This window comes from Martelella sp. NC20 (assembly GCF_013459645.1).
Taxonomy (GTDB): Bacteria; Pseudomonadota; Alphaproteobacteria; order Rhizobiales; family Rhizobiaceae; genus Martelella.
In genome coordinates this window covers 2,151,762-2,167,099 of record NZ_CP054861.1, presented here as the reverse complement: position 1 = coordinate 2,167,099, position 15,338 = coordinate 2,151,762, and the positions used below count along the sequence as shown (strand labels likewise).

Sequence of the window (15,338 nt, the reverse complement as noted above, 5' to 3'; positions counted from 1 at the left end):
GAGACAAGACAATGGCTGATCTTTCCAACAATTTCGTCGGTATCAAGTCGCCCAACCCGTTCTGGCTCGCCTCCGCGCCGCCGACGGACAAGGCCTATAATGTCGAACGCGCCTTCCGCGAGGGCTGGGGCGGCGTGGTCTGGAAGACGCTGGGCGAGGAAGGCCCGCCGGTGGTCAATGTCAACGGCCCGCGCTATGGCGCGATCTGGGGCGCGGACCGCAGGCTGCTCGGCCTCAACAATATCGAGCTGATCACCGACCGCGACCTCTATCTGAACCTCCGCGAGATCAAGGAGGTCAAGATGCGCTGGCCGGATCGCGCCATCGTGGTGTCGATCATGGTGCCCTGCGAGGAGGAGGCTTGGAAGGCGATCCTGCCGCTGGTGGAGGAGACCGGAGCGGACGGGATCGAGCTCAATTTCGGCTGTCCGCACGGCATGTCCGAGCGCGGCATGGGTGCCGCCGTCGGCCAGGTGCCGGAATATGTCGAGATGGTGGTGCGCTGGTGCAAGCAGTATACCCGCATGCCGGTGATCACCAAGCTGACGCCGAACATCTCAGACATCCGCCAGTCGGCCCGCGCCGCCCACCGGGGCGGGACGGACGCGGTGTCGCTGATCAACACCATCAACTCGATCGTCTCCGTCGACCTCGACACTTTCGCGCCGAATCCGACGGTCGGCGGCAAGGGCACCCATGGCGGCTATTGCGGCCCGGCGGTCAAGCCGATCGCGCTCAACATGGTGGCCGAGATCGCCCGCGACCCGGAAACCACAGGCCTGCCGATCTCCGGCATCGGCGGCATCACCACCTGGCGGGATGCTGCCGAATTCATGGTGCTCGGCGCCGGCAATGTGCAGGTCTGCACCGCGGCGATGACCTACGGCTTCAAGATCGTCAAGGAAATGATCTCCGGGCTTTCGGCATGGATGGACGCCAAGGGTTTCCAGACGCTGGACGACATCACGGGCCGCGCCGTGCCGAATGTGACGGACTGGCAGTATCTGAACCTCAACGCCATCACCAAGGCCCGCATCGACCAGGACGCCTGCATCAAGTGCGGCCGCTGCCACATCGCCTGCGAGGACACCTCGCACCAGGCCATCACGGCGATGGTTGACGGCGAGCGTCATTTCATGGTGAAGGAGGAGGACTGCGTCGGCTGCAATCTGTGCGTCAATGTCTGTCCGGTCGAGAACTGCATCGACATGGTGGCGCTCGCCCCCGGCGAGAAGGACCAGCGCACCGGCGAGCGCGTATCGGCGGACTACGCCAACTGGACGACGCACCCCAACAACCCGATGGCAGCCGCGGAGTAAAAACCATCACAAGACATCATGAGTCGCGAAGAGATTTTTCGCGACTCTCTGTATATTAGTACAGATTAAATAAGTTCAGGAAAATACATAGATATAAACCATTAGAGTTCATCAGTATTTGAAGTGTATATTATTTTTTAAATTTTCAAATCTATAATCCCATTTTATCCGGATTGCATGGACGATATTTATCGCCGGATAAGATGGATAGGACGGCATGGTAGAACCGGCGAAAACCCCTGCGGCCAGACGATGGGGCATCATCCCGAGCGACATACTGGCCCTGGCGGCCACGGCGCTGGTGCTCGCCTCAATGTACTTCACCAACCGCGAGATGGATTCAAACTTCACCCGGAACCTTCGGCTGCAAACGGCGGAGAAAATTGCCCTTTCCAGCGCAAGGGTGACAGCCGGCATCCGGGAAAATCTCAAGCTGGTGGAGGGGGTTGGCCTTGCCATTTCGCTCGAGCCGGAGATTTCGTCGCCTCGGTTCGAACGGGTCGCCCGCAAAGCGCTGGACCAGGATTCGGCGCTGCAGAACCTGGCGATCGCGCGCGACATGACCATCGAAATGGTTTTTCCCTTTTCCGAAAACCGTGCGGCCATCGGCCTAGACTACGCCGACCGCCCCGATCAGATGGCCGCCATCAACAAGGCGCTCTTGACCCGCAAACCTGTGGTCGACGGTCCGATACCGCTGGTGCAGGGCGGCAGCGCGCTGGTGGTCTACTACCCGCTATACGACGGTTCCGAAAACGATGCCTGGGGCATCCTCACCTCGCTTGTCGATCTGGACCGCCTGCTATCCGGCGAAACCATCGAGGCAGCCCACCCGGCCCTCGCGATAGCCATCAGCAAGGACGGAGACGACGGCCGGCCGGAGCAGGTTCTTTTCGGCGATGAGACAATCTTCGCCGGCGATCCGGTAACCCAGTCTGTTCAACTCGCCAACACCGAATGGACGGTCGCCGCCATGCCGCGCGGCGGCTGGAAGGAGCCCCTGGGCGAGCGCCTTTCCCGTCATCTTCTGATCGATTCGATCGGCATTCTGATCATCGCCTTCGTGTTCGGCATCGCCAAGCTGATGCGCGAGCGCAACCGCAACATCACGGCGCTTCGAGCCCGCGAGGCGGAACTGCAACACCTGTCGCAGCGCATGCAGTTCGCGCTGGAGGCCTCGCGCATCGGCGTATGGGACATGGATGCCGAAACCGGCGAGGCGATCTGGGACGAGCGGATGTATGCGCTCTACGGCGAGCGCGCGGATTGCGACAGGAACGGCGTCGAGATCTGGTCCCGTCGCCTGCACCCCGAGGACCGGCAGCTCGAATTCGAGAGGCTGGAGCACTTCCTGGCTGCCGAGCAAAATTTCCGCAGCGATTTCCGCATCGTTCTCGACGATGGAACGGTCCGCCATCTCCAGGTCTTCGGCGGATTTTACCGGGATGTCGGCGGCCGGACGCATGTTGTCGGCGTCAACTGGGATATCACCGACGATATCCGGCTGCACGAGGATATCAAGCGCGCGAATGCGGAAGCGCTGGAGAAGAACCGGGAGCTGGAGCGCGCGCAGGCCGTTCTGCGCCACAACGCGCTTCACGACGGGCTGACCGAGCTTGCCAATCGCAGCTACCTCGAAGCCGCTTTTGTAAAGGGCGACGAGAAAGTGGCTGTCGAGCCGCCCTTCGCCGTGCTTCATATCGATCTCGACCGGTTCAAGGAAATCAACGACACGCTTGGCCACAGCGCGGGCGATGCAATGCTGCGCCATGCGGCAGGCATGCTTCGCTCCATTTCCGCGCCGAAGGATTTTCTGGCGCGTGTCGGCGGCGACGAATTCACGTTGGTGACGCACTGGAACGGCGACGGCGAAAGGCTTTCCCGCCTTGCGCAGGATATTATCCGAGCACTTGGAAAACCGCTGCAATATGGCGAGCATCAGGTCCGTGTTTCGGCAAGCGTCGGCATCGCCTGGATGGATGACGAGGCGAACGCGCTGCGCGACGTGCTGGTCAATGCCGGAATCGCGCTCTACGAGGCCAAGCGCATGGGCCGCAACCAGGCTGTGGTTTTCGACACCGCGCTGCGCAACATCGCGATCACCAACAAGAAGGTCGCCGACGAACTGCTCGTGGCGCTGGAGGATGACCAGTTCCAGGTTTTCTACCAGCCCCAGATTTCGGCCCATACGCTCGAGATCGAGGGGGTCGAGGCGCTTGTGCGCTGGCGTCACCCCGAGCGCGGCATGCTGGCCCCCAACCATTTCATCGGCACGGCGGAGACCACCGGCTCGATTGCGCGCATCGACGCGGTGGTGTTGAAGAAGGCCGCCGCCCAGCACAGGATCTGGTGCGACAACGGCATCGCCGTTCCGCATATTTCCGTCAACATCTCCGCCCAGCGCCTTGTCGATCCCGGCCTGCTGGAAAGCATTCGGGAGATCGCGCCGAAACCCGGCGCATTATGCCTCGAACTGCTTGAATCGATCTCCTTCGATGACCAGGGCACCAGCCTGGAAACGAGCGTCGCCGCCATAAAGGCCCTCGGGGTCGATGTCGAAATCGATGATTTCGGTACCGGCTATGCCTCGATCCTGAGCCTGCTCGCGCTCGAACCGAAGCGGCTGAAGATCGACCGCCAGCTCATATTCCCGATAACGACCGGCCAAAGTCAGCGCCGGCTGGTCGCCTCGATCGTCGAGATCGGCCGGGCGCTTGGCATCGAGGTGATCGCCGAGGGCGTGGAGACGCTGGAACATGCCCATATCCTCCGCGATCTCGGCGTCGACGCGTTTCAGGGCTTCTTCTTCGCCCCACCGCTCGACAACGAGGCGTTCGTGCGTTTCGCGCGGGAACGCAAGTGGGTCGAGCAATTCGACATCAACGCAGGCCCGCCCGAAGCAGATTGACGGCCGAATTCACCGCACAATCAGCCCGTTGACGAACAACGTTTCGAGATAGCGCGCCGCATCCTCGAACCGGCCTTCGCCCGCCAACCCCTCGCCCAGCACCGAGCGCACCTGGACGTCGAAATCGGCATAATGCTGCGTCGTTGCCCAGATCGAGAAGATCAAATGGTAGGGATCGACCTTGCGCAGCTTGCCGGCCTTCTGCCAGGCGCGGATGACCTTGGCCTTCTCATCGACCAGATCCTTGAGTTCGCCCTTCAGGAACGCCTCGGTATTGGGGGCGCCCTGGATCACCTCATTGGCGAACAGGCGGCTTTCGCGCGGAAAGTCTCGGGCCATTTCCAGCTTGCGGCGGATATAGGAGCGCAGTTCGGCCTCCGGATCCTTGTCCACGTCGAAAACCCTGAGCGGATCGAGCCAGATGTCCATGACGCTCGCGATCAGGGCTGAAAACATCGCTTCCTTGGAACGGAAATAGTAGAGCACGTTCGGCTTGGACATGCCGGCGGCTTCGGCGATCTGGTCCACCGTCGCGCCACGGAAGCCGTTCGCCGAGAACACGTCGAGCGCGGCTTCGAGAATCACCTCTTCCTTCGCCACCTGGATGCGTGTGCGCCGCTGCGTCTTCGCCGCCCGTGCCGTCATGTCCGCCCTCATCCGTGCTGTTATGCCCCGCATTCCATAGACTGTTTCTGCCCAAAATCAATTCACGCCAAAAACATGGGCAGTTTTGCTGAAAACGACGCCGATTTTCATTTTGATCACTTGAGCCTTGTGTTGGAAACTGTAAAGTTTACCAACCGGTCAAAAACATCATAATCGCCCTCAAGGCGCAAAAAACCAGGGGAGAACGGAAATGGCGGCAGGCGAGAACATGCGGATCAATGGCGACCGCCTTTGGGACGCGATCATGGAGATGGCGAAGATCGGCCCCGGTATCGCCGGCGGCAACAACCGCCAGACCCTGACGGATGCCGATGCCGAGGGCCGCGCGCTGTTCAAGGCATGGTGCGACGATGCCGGGCTTGTCATGGGCGTCGACAAAATGGGCACCATGTTCATGACCCGGCCCGGAACCGACCCGGACGCGCTGCCGGTCTATGTCGGCAGCCACCTCGACACCCAGCCGACCGGCGGCAAATATGACGGCGTGCTCGGCGTGCTGTCGGCGCTGGAACTGGTGCGCACCCTGAACGACCTCGATATCAGGACCAAGCACCCGATCGTGGTCACCAACTGGACCAATGAGGAAGGCGCGCGCTTTGCCCCCGCGATGATGGCCTCGGGCGTGTTCGCCGGCGTTCATACCCTCGACTACGCCTATGACCGCAAGGATCAGGACGGCAAGAGCTTCGGCGACGCGTTGAAGCGGATCGGCTGGGTCGGCGACGAGGAGGTCGGCGCGCGCAAGATGCACGCCTATTACGAATACCACATCGAACAGGGCCCGATTCTGGAGGCTGAGGAAAAGCAGATCGGCGTCGTCACCCACTGTCAGGGCCTGTGGTGGCTGGAATTCACGCTCACCGGCAAGGAGGCGCATACCGGCTCGACGCCGATGGCGATGCGGGTGAATGCCGGGCTTGCGATGGCCCGCATTCTGGAGATGGTGCAGGAGGTGGCGATGGATGCCCAGCCGAATGCCGTCGGCGGCGTCGGCCAGATGGTCTTCAAGCCCAATTCCCGCAACGTGCTGCCCGGCACTGTCACCTTCACCGTCGATATCCGCACCGTCGACCAGGACAAGCTCGACCGCATGCGGGCTTCGATCGAAAGCCAGGCAGCGGAAATCTGCGCGGCGCTCGGCGTCGGCTGTTCGGTGGAGGCTGTCGGCCATTTCGACCCCGTGACCTTCGATCCGGAACTGGTCGGCAATGTCCGGGAGGCCGCGGTCGAACTCGGTTACAGCCACATGGACATCGTCTCCGGCGCCGGCCACGACGCCTGCTGGGCCGCGAAGGTCGCGCCCGCCACCATGGTGATGTGCCCCTGCGTTGGCGGGCTGTCGCATAACGAGGCCGAGGAGATTTCCAGGGAATGGGCCGTGGCCGGCGCGGATGTGCTGCTCAGGGCGGTGTTGAAGACGGCGGAGATTGTGGCGTGACGGCGGGCGCTGCTCCCTCACCCGGCGCATGCGCGCCACCCTCTCCCCAAGGGGAGAGGGGAGCCGTGGGGCATACGCTGAGTATCCGAACAGCACAACCATCGAACGCGAAGCGCCGCCCCTTCTCCCCTGAGGGGAGAAGGTGGCCGAAGGCCGGATGAGGGGGGCTCATGCCAAACATCTCTACCCAATACGCCCGTGCGCTACGCCGCAACGAAACGGATGCGGAAAAGATGCTTTGGCGCGAGATCAGGAACCGCAATCTGAACGGCTTCAAATTCGTGCGGCAATATCCGATCGGCCCCTACATCACCGACTTCGCCTGTCGGGAAAAAGCGCTTGTTGTCGAGCTGGATGGCGCGCAACATGCCGAAAATATAAGAGACGTAGAAAGGACGCGTTATATCAACAGGACAGGCTTTTCGGTTATCCGGTTCTGGAATGAGGAGGTGCTGCGAGAACCAGACGACGTCCTCGAAACCATCGTCGCCATTCTTGAGGGCCGCTTGAAAGAAGCCTGCAACACCACGCGTTTCCATCCCGCCACGGAGCAAATCCAATGAAATCCATCCAAAAGCCCCCGCTCCGCTCCCGCGGCTTCATCGGCGGCAAGCCCGCCTCATCGGTCACCGCCGATACCGGACCGCTGAAAATGACCGGGCCGGGCAAAAGTCGCGGCGCGGTCAAACCAAATCCGACCGGCGCGCCGAAAGGCCTTGAACAGAACATTCCGCCACGGCCAAAATGGCGGATCAAATGAACACTTGAACGAGAAGCGGAAAACCGCCCGTTGAAAGCATGAAGGGAACAGTTATGAGCACAGTCATCAGGGGCGGCACGGTCGTGACCGCGGACCTCACCTACAAGGCCGATGTGAAGATCGAGGACGGGATCATCACCGCGATCGGCCCGGACCTTTCCGGCGACGAGACGCTGGATGCTTCCGGCTGCTACGTCATGCCGGGCGGGATCGATCCCCATGTCCATCTCGAAATGCCGTTCATGGGCACCTATTCCTCCGATGATTTCGAAAGCGGCACCCGCGCGGGCCTTGTCGGCGGCACCACGATGGTGGTCGATTTCTGTCTGCCCGATCCCGGCCAGTCGCTGCTGGACGCCCTGCAACGCTGGGACAACAAGTCGACGCGGGCGAACTGCGACTATTCCTTCCACATGGCGATCACCTGGTGGGACCAACAGGTGTTCGAGGAGATGGAAACCGTCGTCAGGGAAAAGGGCATCAACACCTTCAAGCATTTCATGGCCTACAAGGGCGCGCTGATGGTGAATGATGACGAGATGTATGCCTCGTTCCAGCGCTGCGCCGAGCTTGGCGCGCTGCCGCTGGTCCATGCCGAAAATGGCGATGTGGTGGCCAGCATGCAGGCGAAGCTGCTGGCTGCGGGCAATGACGGCCCGGAAGGCCACGCCTATTCAAGGCCCCCGGAAGTGGAAGGCGAGGCCACCAACCGCGCGATCATGATCGCCGATATGGCGGGCGTTCCGCTCTATGTCGTGCACACCTCCTGCGAGCAGAGCCATGAGGCCATCCGCCGCGCGCGGCAGAAGGGCATGCGGGTCTATGGCGAACCGCTGATCCAGCATCTGACGCTGGATGAGAGCGAATATTTCGACAAGGACTGGGACCATTCCGCCCGCCGGGTGATGTCGCCGCCGTTCCGCAACAAGCAGAACCAGGACTCACTCTGGGCCGGGCTGCAGGCGGGCTCGCTCTCCTGCGTTGCCACCGATCACTGCGCCTTCACCACCGAGCAGAAGCGCACCGGCCTCGGCGATTTCACCAAGATCCCGAACGGCACCGGCGGGCTGGAGGACCGGCTGCCGATGCTGTGGACCTATGGCGTTGCCACCGGCCGGCTGACGATGAACGAATTCGTCGCCGTCACCTCGACCAATATTGCAAAAATCCTCAACATCTACCCGAGGAAGGGCGCGATCCTGGTGGGCGCGGATGCCGATATCGTGGTCTGGGACCCGACCCGCGAAAAGACGATATCAGCAGGCAACCAGCAATCGGCCATCGACTACAACGTGTTCGAGGGCAAGCATGTGAAGGGCCTGCCGCGCTTTACGCTTTCGCGCGGCAAGGTCGTGGTCGAGGAGAGCAATGTGAAGACCGAGGAAGGCCACGGCAAATTCGTTTCCCGCGAGCCGTTCACCGCCGTCAACACCGCGCTTTCCACCTGGAAGGAACTGGTGGCGCCGCGCAAGGTCGAGCGCTCCGGCATTCCGCGTTCCGGGGTCTGAGCCATGGACTGGTCGAATGTGGCGGCGTTTGCCGCGACCGAATTTTTGCTATGCCTGTCGCCAGGGCCGGCTGTGCTGCTGGTCGTCGGCCTGTCGATGCGGCAGGGCTTCTGGCGCTCGCAATGCGCTGCCGCCGGGATTCTCACCACCAACGCCGTCTATTTCGCGCTGTCGGCGGCGGGCGTCGCCTCGCTGATCCTGGCGAGCGCCACGCTGTTTTACATCCTCAAGATCGTCGGCGCGGCCTATCTGGCGTGGCTCGGCATCGGCATGATCCTGCCGCTGTGGCGGGCATGGCGGAGCGGCGAGAAGGCCGATGTCCCGCTCGCGGCAGCGACCTTACCCCGGATCGCCGCCCCGCCGCTGAAGCTCTACTGGAAGGGCATCAGCATTCAGGCGGCAAACCCCAAGAACCTCGCCTTCTTCGTCGCCATCCTGCCGCAATTCATCGATCCGCACGGGCCGGTGGCGCTGCAGATGGTGGTGTTCGGCAGCATTTCGGTGCTGCTGGAGCTTCCGGTGCTGCTGATCTACGCGCTGTCCTTTTCGGCGCTTGCAAAGGTCATCACCGAGCGCGTGGTGCTGTGGCTCGAGGCCGTTGCCGGCGGCGTGCTGATCGCGCTGGCGGGTATTCTTGCATGGGAGCGGCGGGCATGAGCGCAGATATCCGCATCGCCGTCGCCCTGATCATCAACGACCGCGGCGAAATGCTGACCGTGCGCAAACGCGGCACCACCGCCTTCATGCAGCCGGGCGGCAAGATCGACGCCGGCGAGACGCCGATTGCCGCTCTGGTGCGCGAATTGCGCGAGGAACTGGCGCTCGACGCCAGGCCGGACGACTTCCGCTATGAGGGCTGCTACCGCGAACAGGCCGCCAACGAGCCGGACATGATCGTCGAGGCGGAAGCGTTTTCGTGGCTGGCCGCGCCCGCCGTCGCGCCTCAGGCGGAAATCGAGGAGCTGAAATGGCTGCCGGTAGAAGGCCCGGTCGCCGTCGAGCGCGCGCCGCTCACCCGCACACATCTTTTCCCCATCGCCGCCAGACGATTTGCCGAAGCCCGGAGCACAGCATGACCGAAGAAAACCCGCTCTCCGTCGTATCGGCCAAAGACCTCTGTCTCACCTTTCAGACCAATGACGGCCCGGTACACGCGCTGAAGGACGTCGATCTCGAGGTGAAAAAGGGCGATTTCGTCTCCTTCATCGGCCCGTCCGGCTGCGGCAAGACCACGTTCCTGCGGGTGATCGCTGATCTGGAGAAGAGCACCGCCGGAAAGATCACCGTCAACGGCACCACGCCGGAAAACGCCCGGCTCGACCGCGCCTATGGCTATGTGTTTCAGGCCGCCGGCCTCTATCCGTGGCGCACCATCGAGAAGAACATCGCCCTGCCGCTTGAAATCATGGGCTATACCAGGGCCGATCAACAGCGCCGGATCGAAAGGGTGCTGGACCTCGTCGATCTTGCAGGCTTTGGGAAAAAATTCCCATGGCAGCTTTCCGGCGGCATGCAGCAGCGCGCCTCGATCGCCCGCGCGCTCGCCTTCGACGCCGATCTGCTGTTGATGGACGAACCCTTCGGCGCGCTCGACGAGATCGTCCGCGATCACCTCAACGAACAGCTTCTGAAGCTTTGGGCGCGGACCGACAAGACCATCTGCTTCGTCACCCATTCGATCCCGGAAGCCGTCTACCTGTCGACCAGGATCGTGGTGATGAGCCCCCGCCCCGGCCGCGTCACCGACGTGATCGACAGCCCGCTGCCGAGGGAACGCCCGCTCGACATCCGCGAAAGCCCGGAATTCCTGAAGATCGCCCACCGCGTGCGCGAGGGGCTGAGGGCGGGGCATAGTTATGAGTGAGAGGATAGACTGATGACTATTAAGACTGATCTCGAAAGATGGATCGTTGAGGGGCTCAGAGCTCATGAAGGTCGGGCAAACATAGCCGACACATGCAAGCATATCTGGGACAATCATGAGCCCGAACTCAGAGGCTCTGGAAAATATTTCTATACTTGGCAGTACGATATGCGCTGGGCTGGTCAAGACCTTCAACGATCTGGAAAGTTGAAAAAACACGCCACATTTTGGGAGCTGATTTAGTGAGACCAATTCACGTTTCAGCCACCCACATCTCGCGTGCGGAAACGTGCTTGGGTCCTCGGGACAAGCCTGAAGATGACGCCGGAGTGTGGCGCCCGGTTGGGATGCGCGCCGATAGTCTCCCTACAATCTCCCCCCTTGAGGGGGAGATGCCCCGACAGGGGCAGAGGGGGGTGAACCGCCAGCCACGCACTCAGAGCGAAACGGATATGCTGCACCCCTCTCTGTCGCTTTCGCGACATCTCCCCCTCAAGGGGGGAGATTGGCGGGTGGGTTTGGCCCATGCCGGCGACGACAAACCGCGCTGTTGCGCGCAGCAATGGCAGAAGGGACCTCGCCATGCTGCGTGAGCGCGTCCTTCCCATTGCCACCGTGGTCCTCGCCATTCTGGCGATCTGGTGCGTGTTCGTGGTGGTCATGAACCGTCAGTTTGTTACCGATCAGGCCCGGCGGGCGGGTCAGGAAATATCCTTCGCGGAGGTGGTGAAGCAGAGCTACACGCTGGAGCGGCCGGTGCTGCCGTCGCCGCATCAGGTGGCGGCCGAGCTCTGGAATACGACCATCGACAAGAAGATCACGTCGAAACGCAGCCTCGTCTATCATGCGTGGATCACGCTGTCGTCGACGCTGCTGGGCTTTGCCATCGGCTCGGGTTTCGGCGTCGTGCTTGCCATCGCCATCGTCCACAACCGCACGATGGATCGCTCGATGATGCCGTGGATCATCGCCAGCCAGACCATACCGATCATCGCGATCGCGCCGATGCTGATCGTGGTTCTGAACGCGGTCGGCATTACCGGGCTGCTGCCGAAAGCGCTGATTTCGACCTATCTGTCGTTCTTCCCGGTCGCCGTCGGCATGGTCTCGGGGCTGCGCTCGCCGGACCAGCTGCAACTCGACCTGATGCGCACATACAATGCCAATGACCGCCAGGTGTTGTGGAAGCTGCGCCTGCCCTCGGCCATGCCCTATCTGTTCACCTCGCTGAAGATCGCGATCGCGATCTCGCTGGTCGGCGCGATCATCGCCGAACTGCCGACGGGGGCTGTGGCGGGGCTCGGCGCGCGGCTGCTTTCGGGCTCCTATTACGGCCAGACGGTGCAGATCTGGTCGGCGCTGTTCATGGCGGCCATTCTTGCCTCGATCCTGGTTGCGATCGTCGGCGTGGCGCAGGCCATGGTGCTGAAGCGCATGGGGGTCAGGCCATGAACGGTTTCGTCTGGTTTGCGCTGACCTTCTGGATCTGCGGCTGGGCCTTCAACGAATGGCTGGTGCGGCAGAATTTTTCCAATCGCACGCTGTCGCGGATCGCATGGTTCGCCGTGCCGGTGATTTTCGGAATATCGCTGCTGGTGCTGTGGGAAGGCGCGGTGATCGCCTTCGACATTCCGCCGATCCTGCTTCCGGCGCCCTCCGATGTCTGGGCAAGGCTCACCACGTCAGTGCCGATCCTGTGGGCCGATTTCCGCCAGACCTTCATGAAGGCGGTGCTGATCGGCTATGCGCTCGGCTGCGGCTCGGGCTTCATCGTGGCGATCCTGATCGACCGCTCGCCGTTCCTGAAACGCGGATTGCTGCCCTTCGGCAATTTCGTCTCGGCGCTGCCGATCGTCGGCATCGCGCCGATCATGGTGATGTGGTTCGGCTTCGACTGGCCGTCCAAGGCCGCCGTGGTGGTGGTCGCGACCTTCTTTCCGATGCTGGTCAACACCATCCAGGGCCTGTCCTCGGCAAGCGACATGGAGCGCGACCTGATGCGCACCTATGCCGCCTCGTGGTCGCAGACGTTGATCAAGCTGCGCCTGCCGGCGGCATGGCCGTTCATATTCAATGCACTGAAGATCAATTCCACGCTGGCGCTGATCGGGGCCATTGTGGCAGAATTTTTCGGCACACCCACCGTCGGCATGGGTTTCCGGATTTCCACGGAAGTGGGCCGGGCCAATATCGACATGGTCTGGGCCGAAATTGCGGTGGCGGCGGTTGCCGGCTCCGCGTTCTACGGGGTGGTGGCGCTCATTCAGCGCGCCGTCACCTTCTGGCATCCCTCCGTCCGTTCGGGGCGGTCGTGATGCAGCAAGCCAAAATAGGGGAACGTAACCATGAAATCGACTTTTATCGCGGCGCTTGCCGCGGGCGGCATGATGCTTGGGGCAGGCCAGGCCTTTTCCGCCGATGAAATCACGCTGCAGCTCAAATGGGTCACGCAGGCCCAGTTCGCGGGCTACTACGTCGCCCTCGAAAAGGGCTTCTACGAGGAAGAAGGCCTCGATGTCACGATCAAGCCGGGCGGCCCGGATATCGCGCCGGCACAGGTGCTGGCCGGCGGCGGCGCCGATGTGATCGTCGACTGGATGCCGTCCGCCCTTGCGACCCGCGAAAAGGGCGTGCCGCTCGTCAACATCGCCCAGCCCTACAAATCCTCGGGCATGATGCTGACCTGCCTGAAAGAAAACAACGTCATGAGCCCGGAGGATTTTCCCGGCAAGACGCTCGGCGTCTGGTTCTACGGCAATGAATATCCGTTCCTGTCGTGGATGGCCCATCTCGGCATTCCGACCGATGGCGGCGCAGACGGCGTGACGGTGCTGAAGCAGGGCTTCAACGTCGACCCGCTGCTGCAGAAGCAGGCGGCCTGCATCTCCACCATGACCTACAATGAATACTGGCAGGTCGTGGATGCCGGCATTTCGGAAGACCAGCTCAACACCTTCAAATACGAGGACGAAGGTGTGGCGACGCTAGAAGACGGCCTCTATGTTCTTGAAGACAACCTGAAGGATCCGAAATTCAAGGACGACATGATCAAGTTCGTCCGCGCCTCGATGAAGGGCTGGAAATGGGCCGAGGAAAACCCGGACGAAGCCGCCGAGATCGTGCTCGACTATGACGACACCGGCGCCCAGACCGAAAAGCACCAGAAGCGGATGATGGGCGAGGTCGCCAAGCTGACGGCCGGTTCCAACGGCGCGCTCGATCCGGCCGACTACCAGCGCACGGTAGACGTCCTGCTCGGCGGCGGCTCCGACCCGGTCATCACCAAGCAGCCGGAAGGCGCCTATACGCTGGAAATCACCGACGCGGCGCTTTCCAACTGATCCCATACAGGCAGCGAAACCGATACGCGCGGCATCCGATCGATGCCGCGCGTATTGCATTTTTGCACCAGATCGGGTTTAAATCGAACCACTCGGTTCAATTAATTCGACTTTCTGCCTGCGACGATCTTGAAAAAGGCTGATTTTATGACGAACTGCCGCAAAGCGAGACGTTGCATGCCCAACGGGCCGCTCTTGCGATTGCCAGATTGATTTTTTGCCATGGCGGAAATCCGTCCGCCGCGGCGAGATTAGCACAACGAGCCTCTTCGCGCGCCTTCGGGCCGGACGATCGCTCCTGATGGAACCGGCCTCCTCCCGGCCGATAGGGGAACTACACATGCCGAGACCGACCCGCCTTGTCACCGCGACCGCGATGCTGCTTGCGCTCGCCGCCGCGCCGGCCCTTGCCGCAGATGCCGCGGCGCCCGCCGAACAGGCGATCTCCCTGCCTGCGATCGTGGTAACCGATGCCGTCGTCAAGCCGCTCACCGAAGTGGTGCTGGCAACCGGCACCATCCGCCCGGTCGAGGAAGTGTTCGTCCAGCCGCTGCTTGAGGGCCTTTCGATCGAAACCATCACGGTCGATATCGGCGACCGGGTTACGGCCGGCGAGGTTCTGGCAACGCTGCGCACCGACATGCTGGCGCTCGAGCGCAGCAGTCTCGAGGCCAACAAGGCCAGAGCCGAGGCGAGCCTGGCGCAGTTCAAGGCGCAGCTGACCGCAAGCGAGGCCGCCCGAACCGATGCGCGCCGCCAGTTCGAACGCACCAAAAGGCTCGCCGATAACGGCTCGGTCTCGACCTCCGCGCTGGAACAGGCCGAAACCGAAGCGCTGCGCGCCGATGCCAGCGCTGCGGCCGCCGGCGAGGCCATCGCGGTCGCCAATGCCGAGATCGCGGTCACCGAGGCGCAGATCAACGACATCGCGCTCAGACTGGAGCGCACCAATATCAAGGCCCCGGTCGCAGGCGTCATCTCCGACAAGAATGCGCGTATCGGCGCCATCGCAAGCGGCTCCACCAGCCCGATGTTCACGATCATCGAGGACGGCGCGATCGAGCTTGTCGCCGAAGTCCCCGAGGATGCAGTGATGAAGGTCGCGGCCGGCCAGAAGGCGAAAATTTCGCTCGTCGGCGACAGCCAGCCGATCACGGGCACGGTGCGGCTGGTCTCGCCGATCGTCGACGACACCACCCGGCTCGCCGATGTCTTCATCACCATAGACAATCCGCAAACCGCGCGTTCGGGCATGTATGCCAGCGCCGAAATCATTACCAGGGAGGCAGAGGCTCTGGCCCTGCCGCTGACCGCGGTCAATATCAGCCAGGGCACCGCCACGGTTCGCCGCGTCACGGACGGTATCGTGGAAGTCGTGGAGGTGGAAACCGGCATCCAGGACGGTGAGACCGTTCAGATCGTAAGCGGGCTTTCCGAAGGCGACCAGGTGGTGGCCAAGGCCGGCGCCTATGTACGCGCCGGCGACCGCATCAACCCGGTTCCCGCTTCCGCGGCCGCGACCAACTGAGGGTCC

14 protein-coding genes are annotated in these 15,338 nt (G+C 62.3%); 13 read left to right on the top strand and 1 reads right to left on the bottom strand.

The features are described from left to right. Positions 1-11: 11 nt before the first annotated feature. Positions 12-1,319 carry an NAD-dependent dihydropyrimidine dehydrogenase subunit PreA gene (gene preA / locus HQ843_RS10375; RefSeq protein ID WP_180898379.1) on the top strand — a complete coding sequence of 436 codons (1,308 nt, stop codon included), beginning with the start codon at positions 12-14 and terminating at the stop codon, positions 1,317-1,319. 217 nt (positions 1,320-1,536) lie between these two features. Continuing rightward, entirely contained in the window at positions 1,537-4,227 is a 2,691-nt protein-coding gene (locus HQ843_RS10370) for a bifunctional diguanylate cyclase/phosphodiesterase (protein ID WP_180903476.1), read from the top strand. Between the two features lie 9 nt (positions 4,228-4,236). On the opposite strand, the gene HQ843_RS10365 is transcribed toward HQ843_RS10370, so the two are convergent. Then, entirely contained in the window at positions 4,237-4,872 is a 636-nt protein-coding gene (locus HQ843_RS10365; RefSeq protein WP_180898381.1) for a TetR family transcriptional regulator C-terminal domain-containing protein, read from the bottom strand. 211 nt (positions 4,873-5,083) lie between these two features. Here HQ843_RS10365 and HQ843_RS10360 point away from each other — a divergent pair, with 211 nt between their 5' ends. The 11 genes from HQ843_RS10360 (at position 5,084) to HQ843_RS10310 (ending at position 15,332) form a co-directional block, all read left to right on the top strand. Further along, entirely contained in the window at positions 5,084-6,331 is a 1,248-nt protein-coding gene (locus HQ843_RS10360; RefSeq protein ID WP_180898382.1) for a Zn-dependent hydrolase, read from the top strand. Between the two features lie 170 nt (positions 6,332-6,501). Beyond that, the gene (locus HQ843_RS10355; protein ID WP_180898383.1) at positions 6,502-6,894 is read left to right on the top strand and encodes an endonuclease domain-containing protein; all 393 of its coding nucleotides are present in this window, start codon (positions 6,502-6,504) and stop codon (positions 6,892-6,894) included. Then, entirely contained in the window at positions 6,891-7,091 is a 201-nt protein-coding gene (locus HQ843_RS10350; protein WP_180898384.1) for a hypothetical protein, read from the top strand. The genes HQ843_RS10355 and HQ843_RS10350 overlap by 4 nt, the downstream gene beginning before the upstream one ends. A gap of 53 nt (positions 7,092-7,144) precedes the next feature. Further along, positions 7,145-8,599 carry a dihydropyrimidinase gene (hydA, locus tag HQ843_RS10345; RefSeq protein WP_180898385.1) on the top strand — a complete coding sequence of 485 codons (1,455 nt, stop codon included), beginning with the start codon at positions 7,145-7,147 and terminating at the stop codon, positions 8,597-8,599. 3 nt (positions 8,600-8,602) lie between these two features. Next, positions 8,603-9,256 carry a LysE family translocator gene (locus HQ843_RS10340; protein WP_180898386.1) on the top strand — a complete coding sequence of 218 codons (654 nt, stop codon included), beginning with the start codon at positions 8,603-8,605 and terminating at the stop codon, positions 9,254-9,256. Beyond that, entirely contained in the window at positions 9,253-9,675 is a 423-nt protein-coding gene (locus HQ843_RS10335; protein ID WP_180898387.1) for an NUDIX hydrolase, read from the top strand. Before HQ843_RS10340 ends, HQ843_RS10335 begins: the two co-directional genes overlap by 4 nt. Beyond that, positions 9,672-10,463, top strand: a complete 792-nt coding sequence (locus HQ843_RS10330) for an ABC transporter ATP-binding protein (protein ID WP_180898388.1) — start codon at positions 9,672-9,674, stop codon at positions 10,461-10,463. Before HQ843_RS10335 ends, HQ843_RS10330 begins: the two co-directional genes overlap by 4 nt. A 525-nt stretch (positions 10,464-10,988) precedes the next feature. After that, positions 10,989-11,915, top strand: a complete 927-nt coding sequence (locus HQ843_RS10325) for an ABC transporter permease (RefSeq protein ID WP_371824616.1) — start codon at positions 10,989-10,991, stop codon at positions 11,913-11,915. Further along, the gene (locus HQ843_RS10320) at positions 11,912-12,778 is read left to right on the top strand and encodes an ABC transporter permease (protein ID WP_180898390.1); all 867 of its coding nucleotides are present in this window, start codon (positions 11,912-11,914) and stop codon (positions 12,776-12,778) included. Before HQ843_RS10325 ends, HQ843_RS10320 begins: the two co-directional genes overlap by 4 nt. A gap of 30 nt (positions 12,779-12,808) precedes the next feature. Continuing rightward, positions 12,809-13,804, top strand: coding sequence for an ABC transporter substrate-binding protein (locus tag HQ843_RS10315; protein WP_180898391.1), 996 nt, complete (start codon positions 12,809-12,811; stop codon positions 13,802-13,804). Between the two features lie 340 nt (positions 13,805-14,144). After that, the gene (locus tag HQ843_RS10310) at positions 14,145-15,332 is read left to right on the top strand and encodes an efflux RND transporter periplasmic adaptor subunit (RefSeq protein WP_180898392.1); all 1,188 of its coding nucleotides are present in this window, start codon (positions 14,145-14,147) and stop codon (positions 15,330-15,332) included. Positions 15,333-15,338: the final 6 nt, after the last annotated feature.

What these genes read in the sequence shown, in the direction of transcription:
- hydA (WP_180898385.1), top strand. Translation starts at nt 7,145, where the DNA reads ATGAGCACAGTCATCAGGGGCGGCACGGTCGTGACCGCGGACCTCACC.
- HQ843_RS10335 (WP_180898387.1), top strand. Translation starts at nt 9,253, where the DNA reads ATGAGCGCAGATATCCGCATCGCCGTCGCCCTGATCATCAACGACCGC.
- HQ843_RS10340 (WP_180898386.1), top strand. Translation starts at nt 8,603, where the DNA reads ATGGACTGGTCGAATGTGGCGGCGTTTGCCGCGACCGAATTTTTGCTA.
- HQ843_RS10360 (WP_180898382.1), top strand. Translation starts at nt 5,084, where the DNA reads ATGGCGGCAGGCGAGAACATGCGGATCAATGGCGACCGCCTTTGGGAC.
- HQ843_RS10370 (WP_180903476.1), top strand. Translation starts at nt 1,537, where the DNA reads ATGGTAGAACCGGCGAAAACCCCTGCGGCCAGACGATGGGGCATCATC.
- HQ843_RS10330 (WP_180898388.1), top strand. Translation starts at nt 9,672, where the DNA reads ATGACCGAAGAAAACCCGCTCTCCGTCGTATCGGCCAAAGACCTCTGT.
- HQ843_RS10350 (WP_180898384.1), top strand. Translation starts at nt 6,891, where the DNA reads ATGAAATCCATCCAAAAGCCCCCGCTCCGCTCCCGCGGCTTCATCGGC.
- HQ843_RS10320 (WP_180898390.1), top strand. Translation starts at nt 11,912, where the DNA reads ATGAACGGTTTCGTCTGGTTTGCGCTGACCTTCTGGATCTGCGGCTGG.
- HQ843_RS10310 (WP_180898392.1), top strand. Translation starts at nt 14,145, where the DNA reads ATGCCGAGACCGACCCGCCTTGTCACCGCGACCGCGATGCTGCTTGCG.
- HQ843_RS10365 (WP_180898381.1), bottom strand. Translation starts at nt 4,872, where the DNA reads ATGACGGCACGGGCGGCGAAGACGCAGCGGCGCACACGCATCCAGGTG.
- HQ843_RS10355 (WP_180898383.1), top strand. Translation starts at nt 6,502, where the DNA reads ATGCCAAACATCTCTACCCAATACGCCCGTGCGCTACGCCGCAACGAA.
- preA (WP_180898379.1), top strand. Translation starts at nt 12, where the DNA reads ATGGCTGATCTTTCCAACAATTTCGTCGGTATCAAGTCGCCCAACCCG.
- HQ843_RS10315 (WP_180898391.1), top strand. Translation starts at nt 12,809, where the DNA reads ATGAAATCGACTTTTATCGCGGCGCTTGCCGCGGGCGGCATGATGCTT.
- HQ843_RS10325 (WP_371824616.1), top strand. Translation starts at nt 10,989, where the DNA reads ATGCCGGCGACGACAAACCGCGCTGTTGCGCGCAGCAATGGCAGAAGG.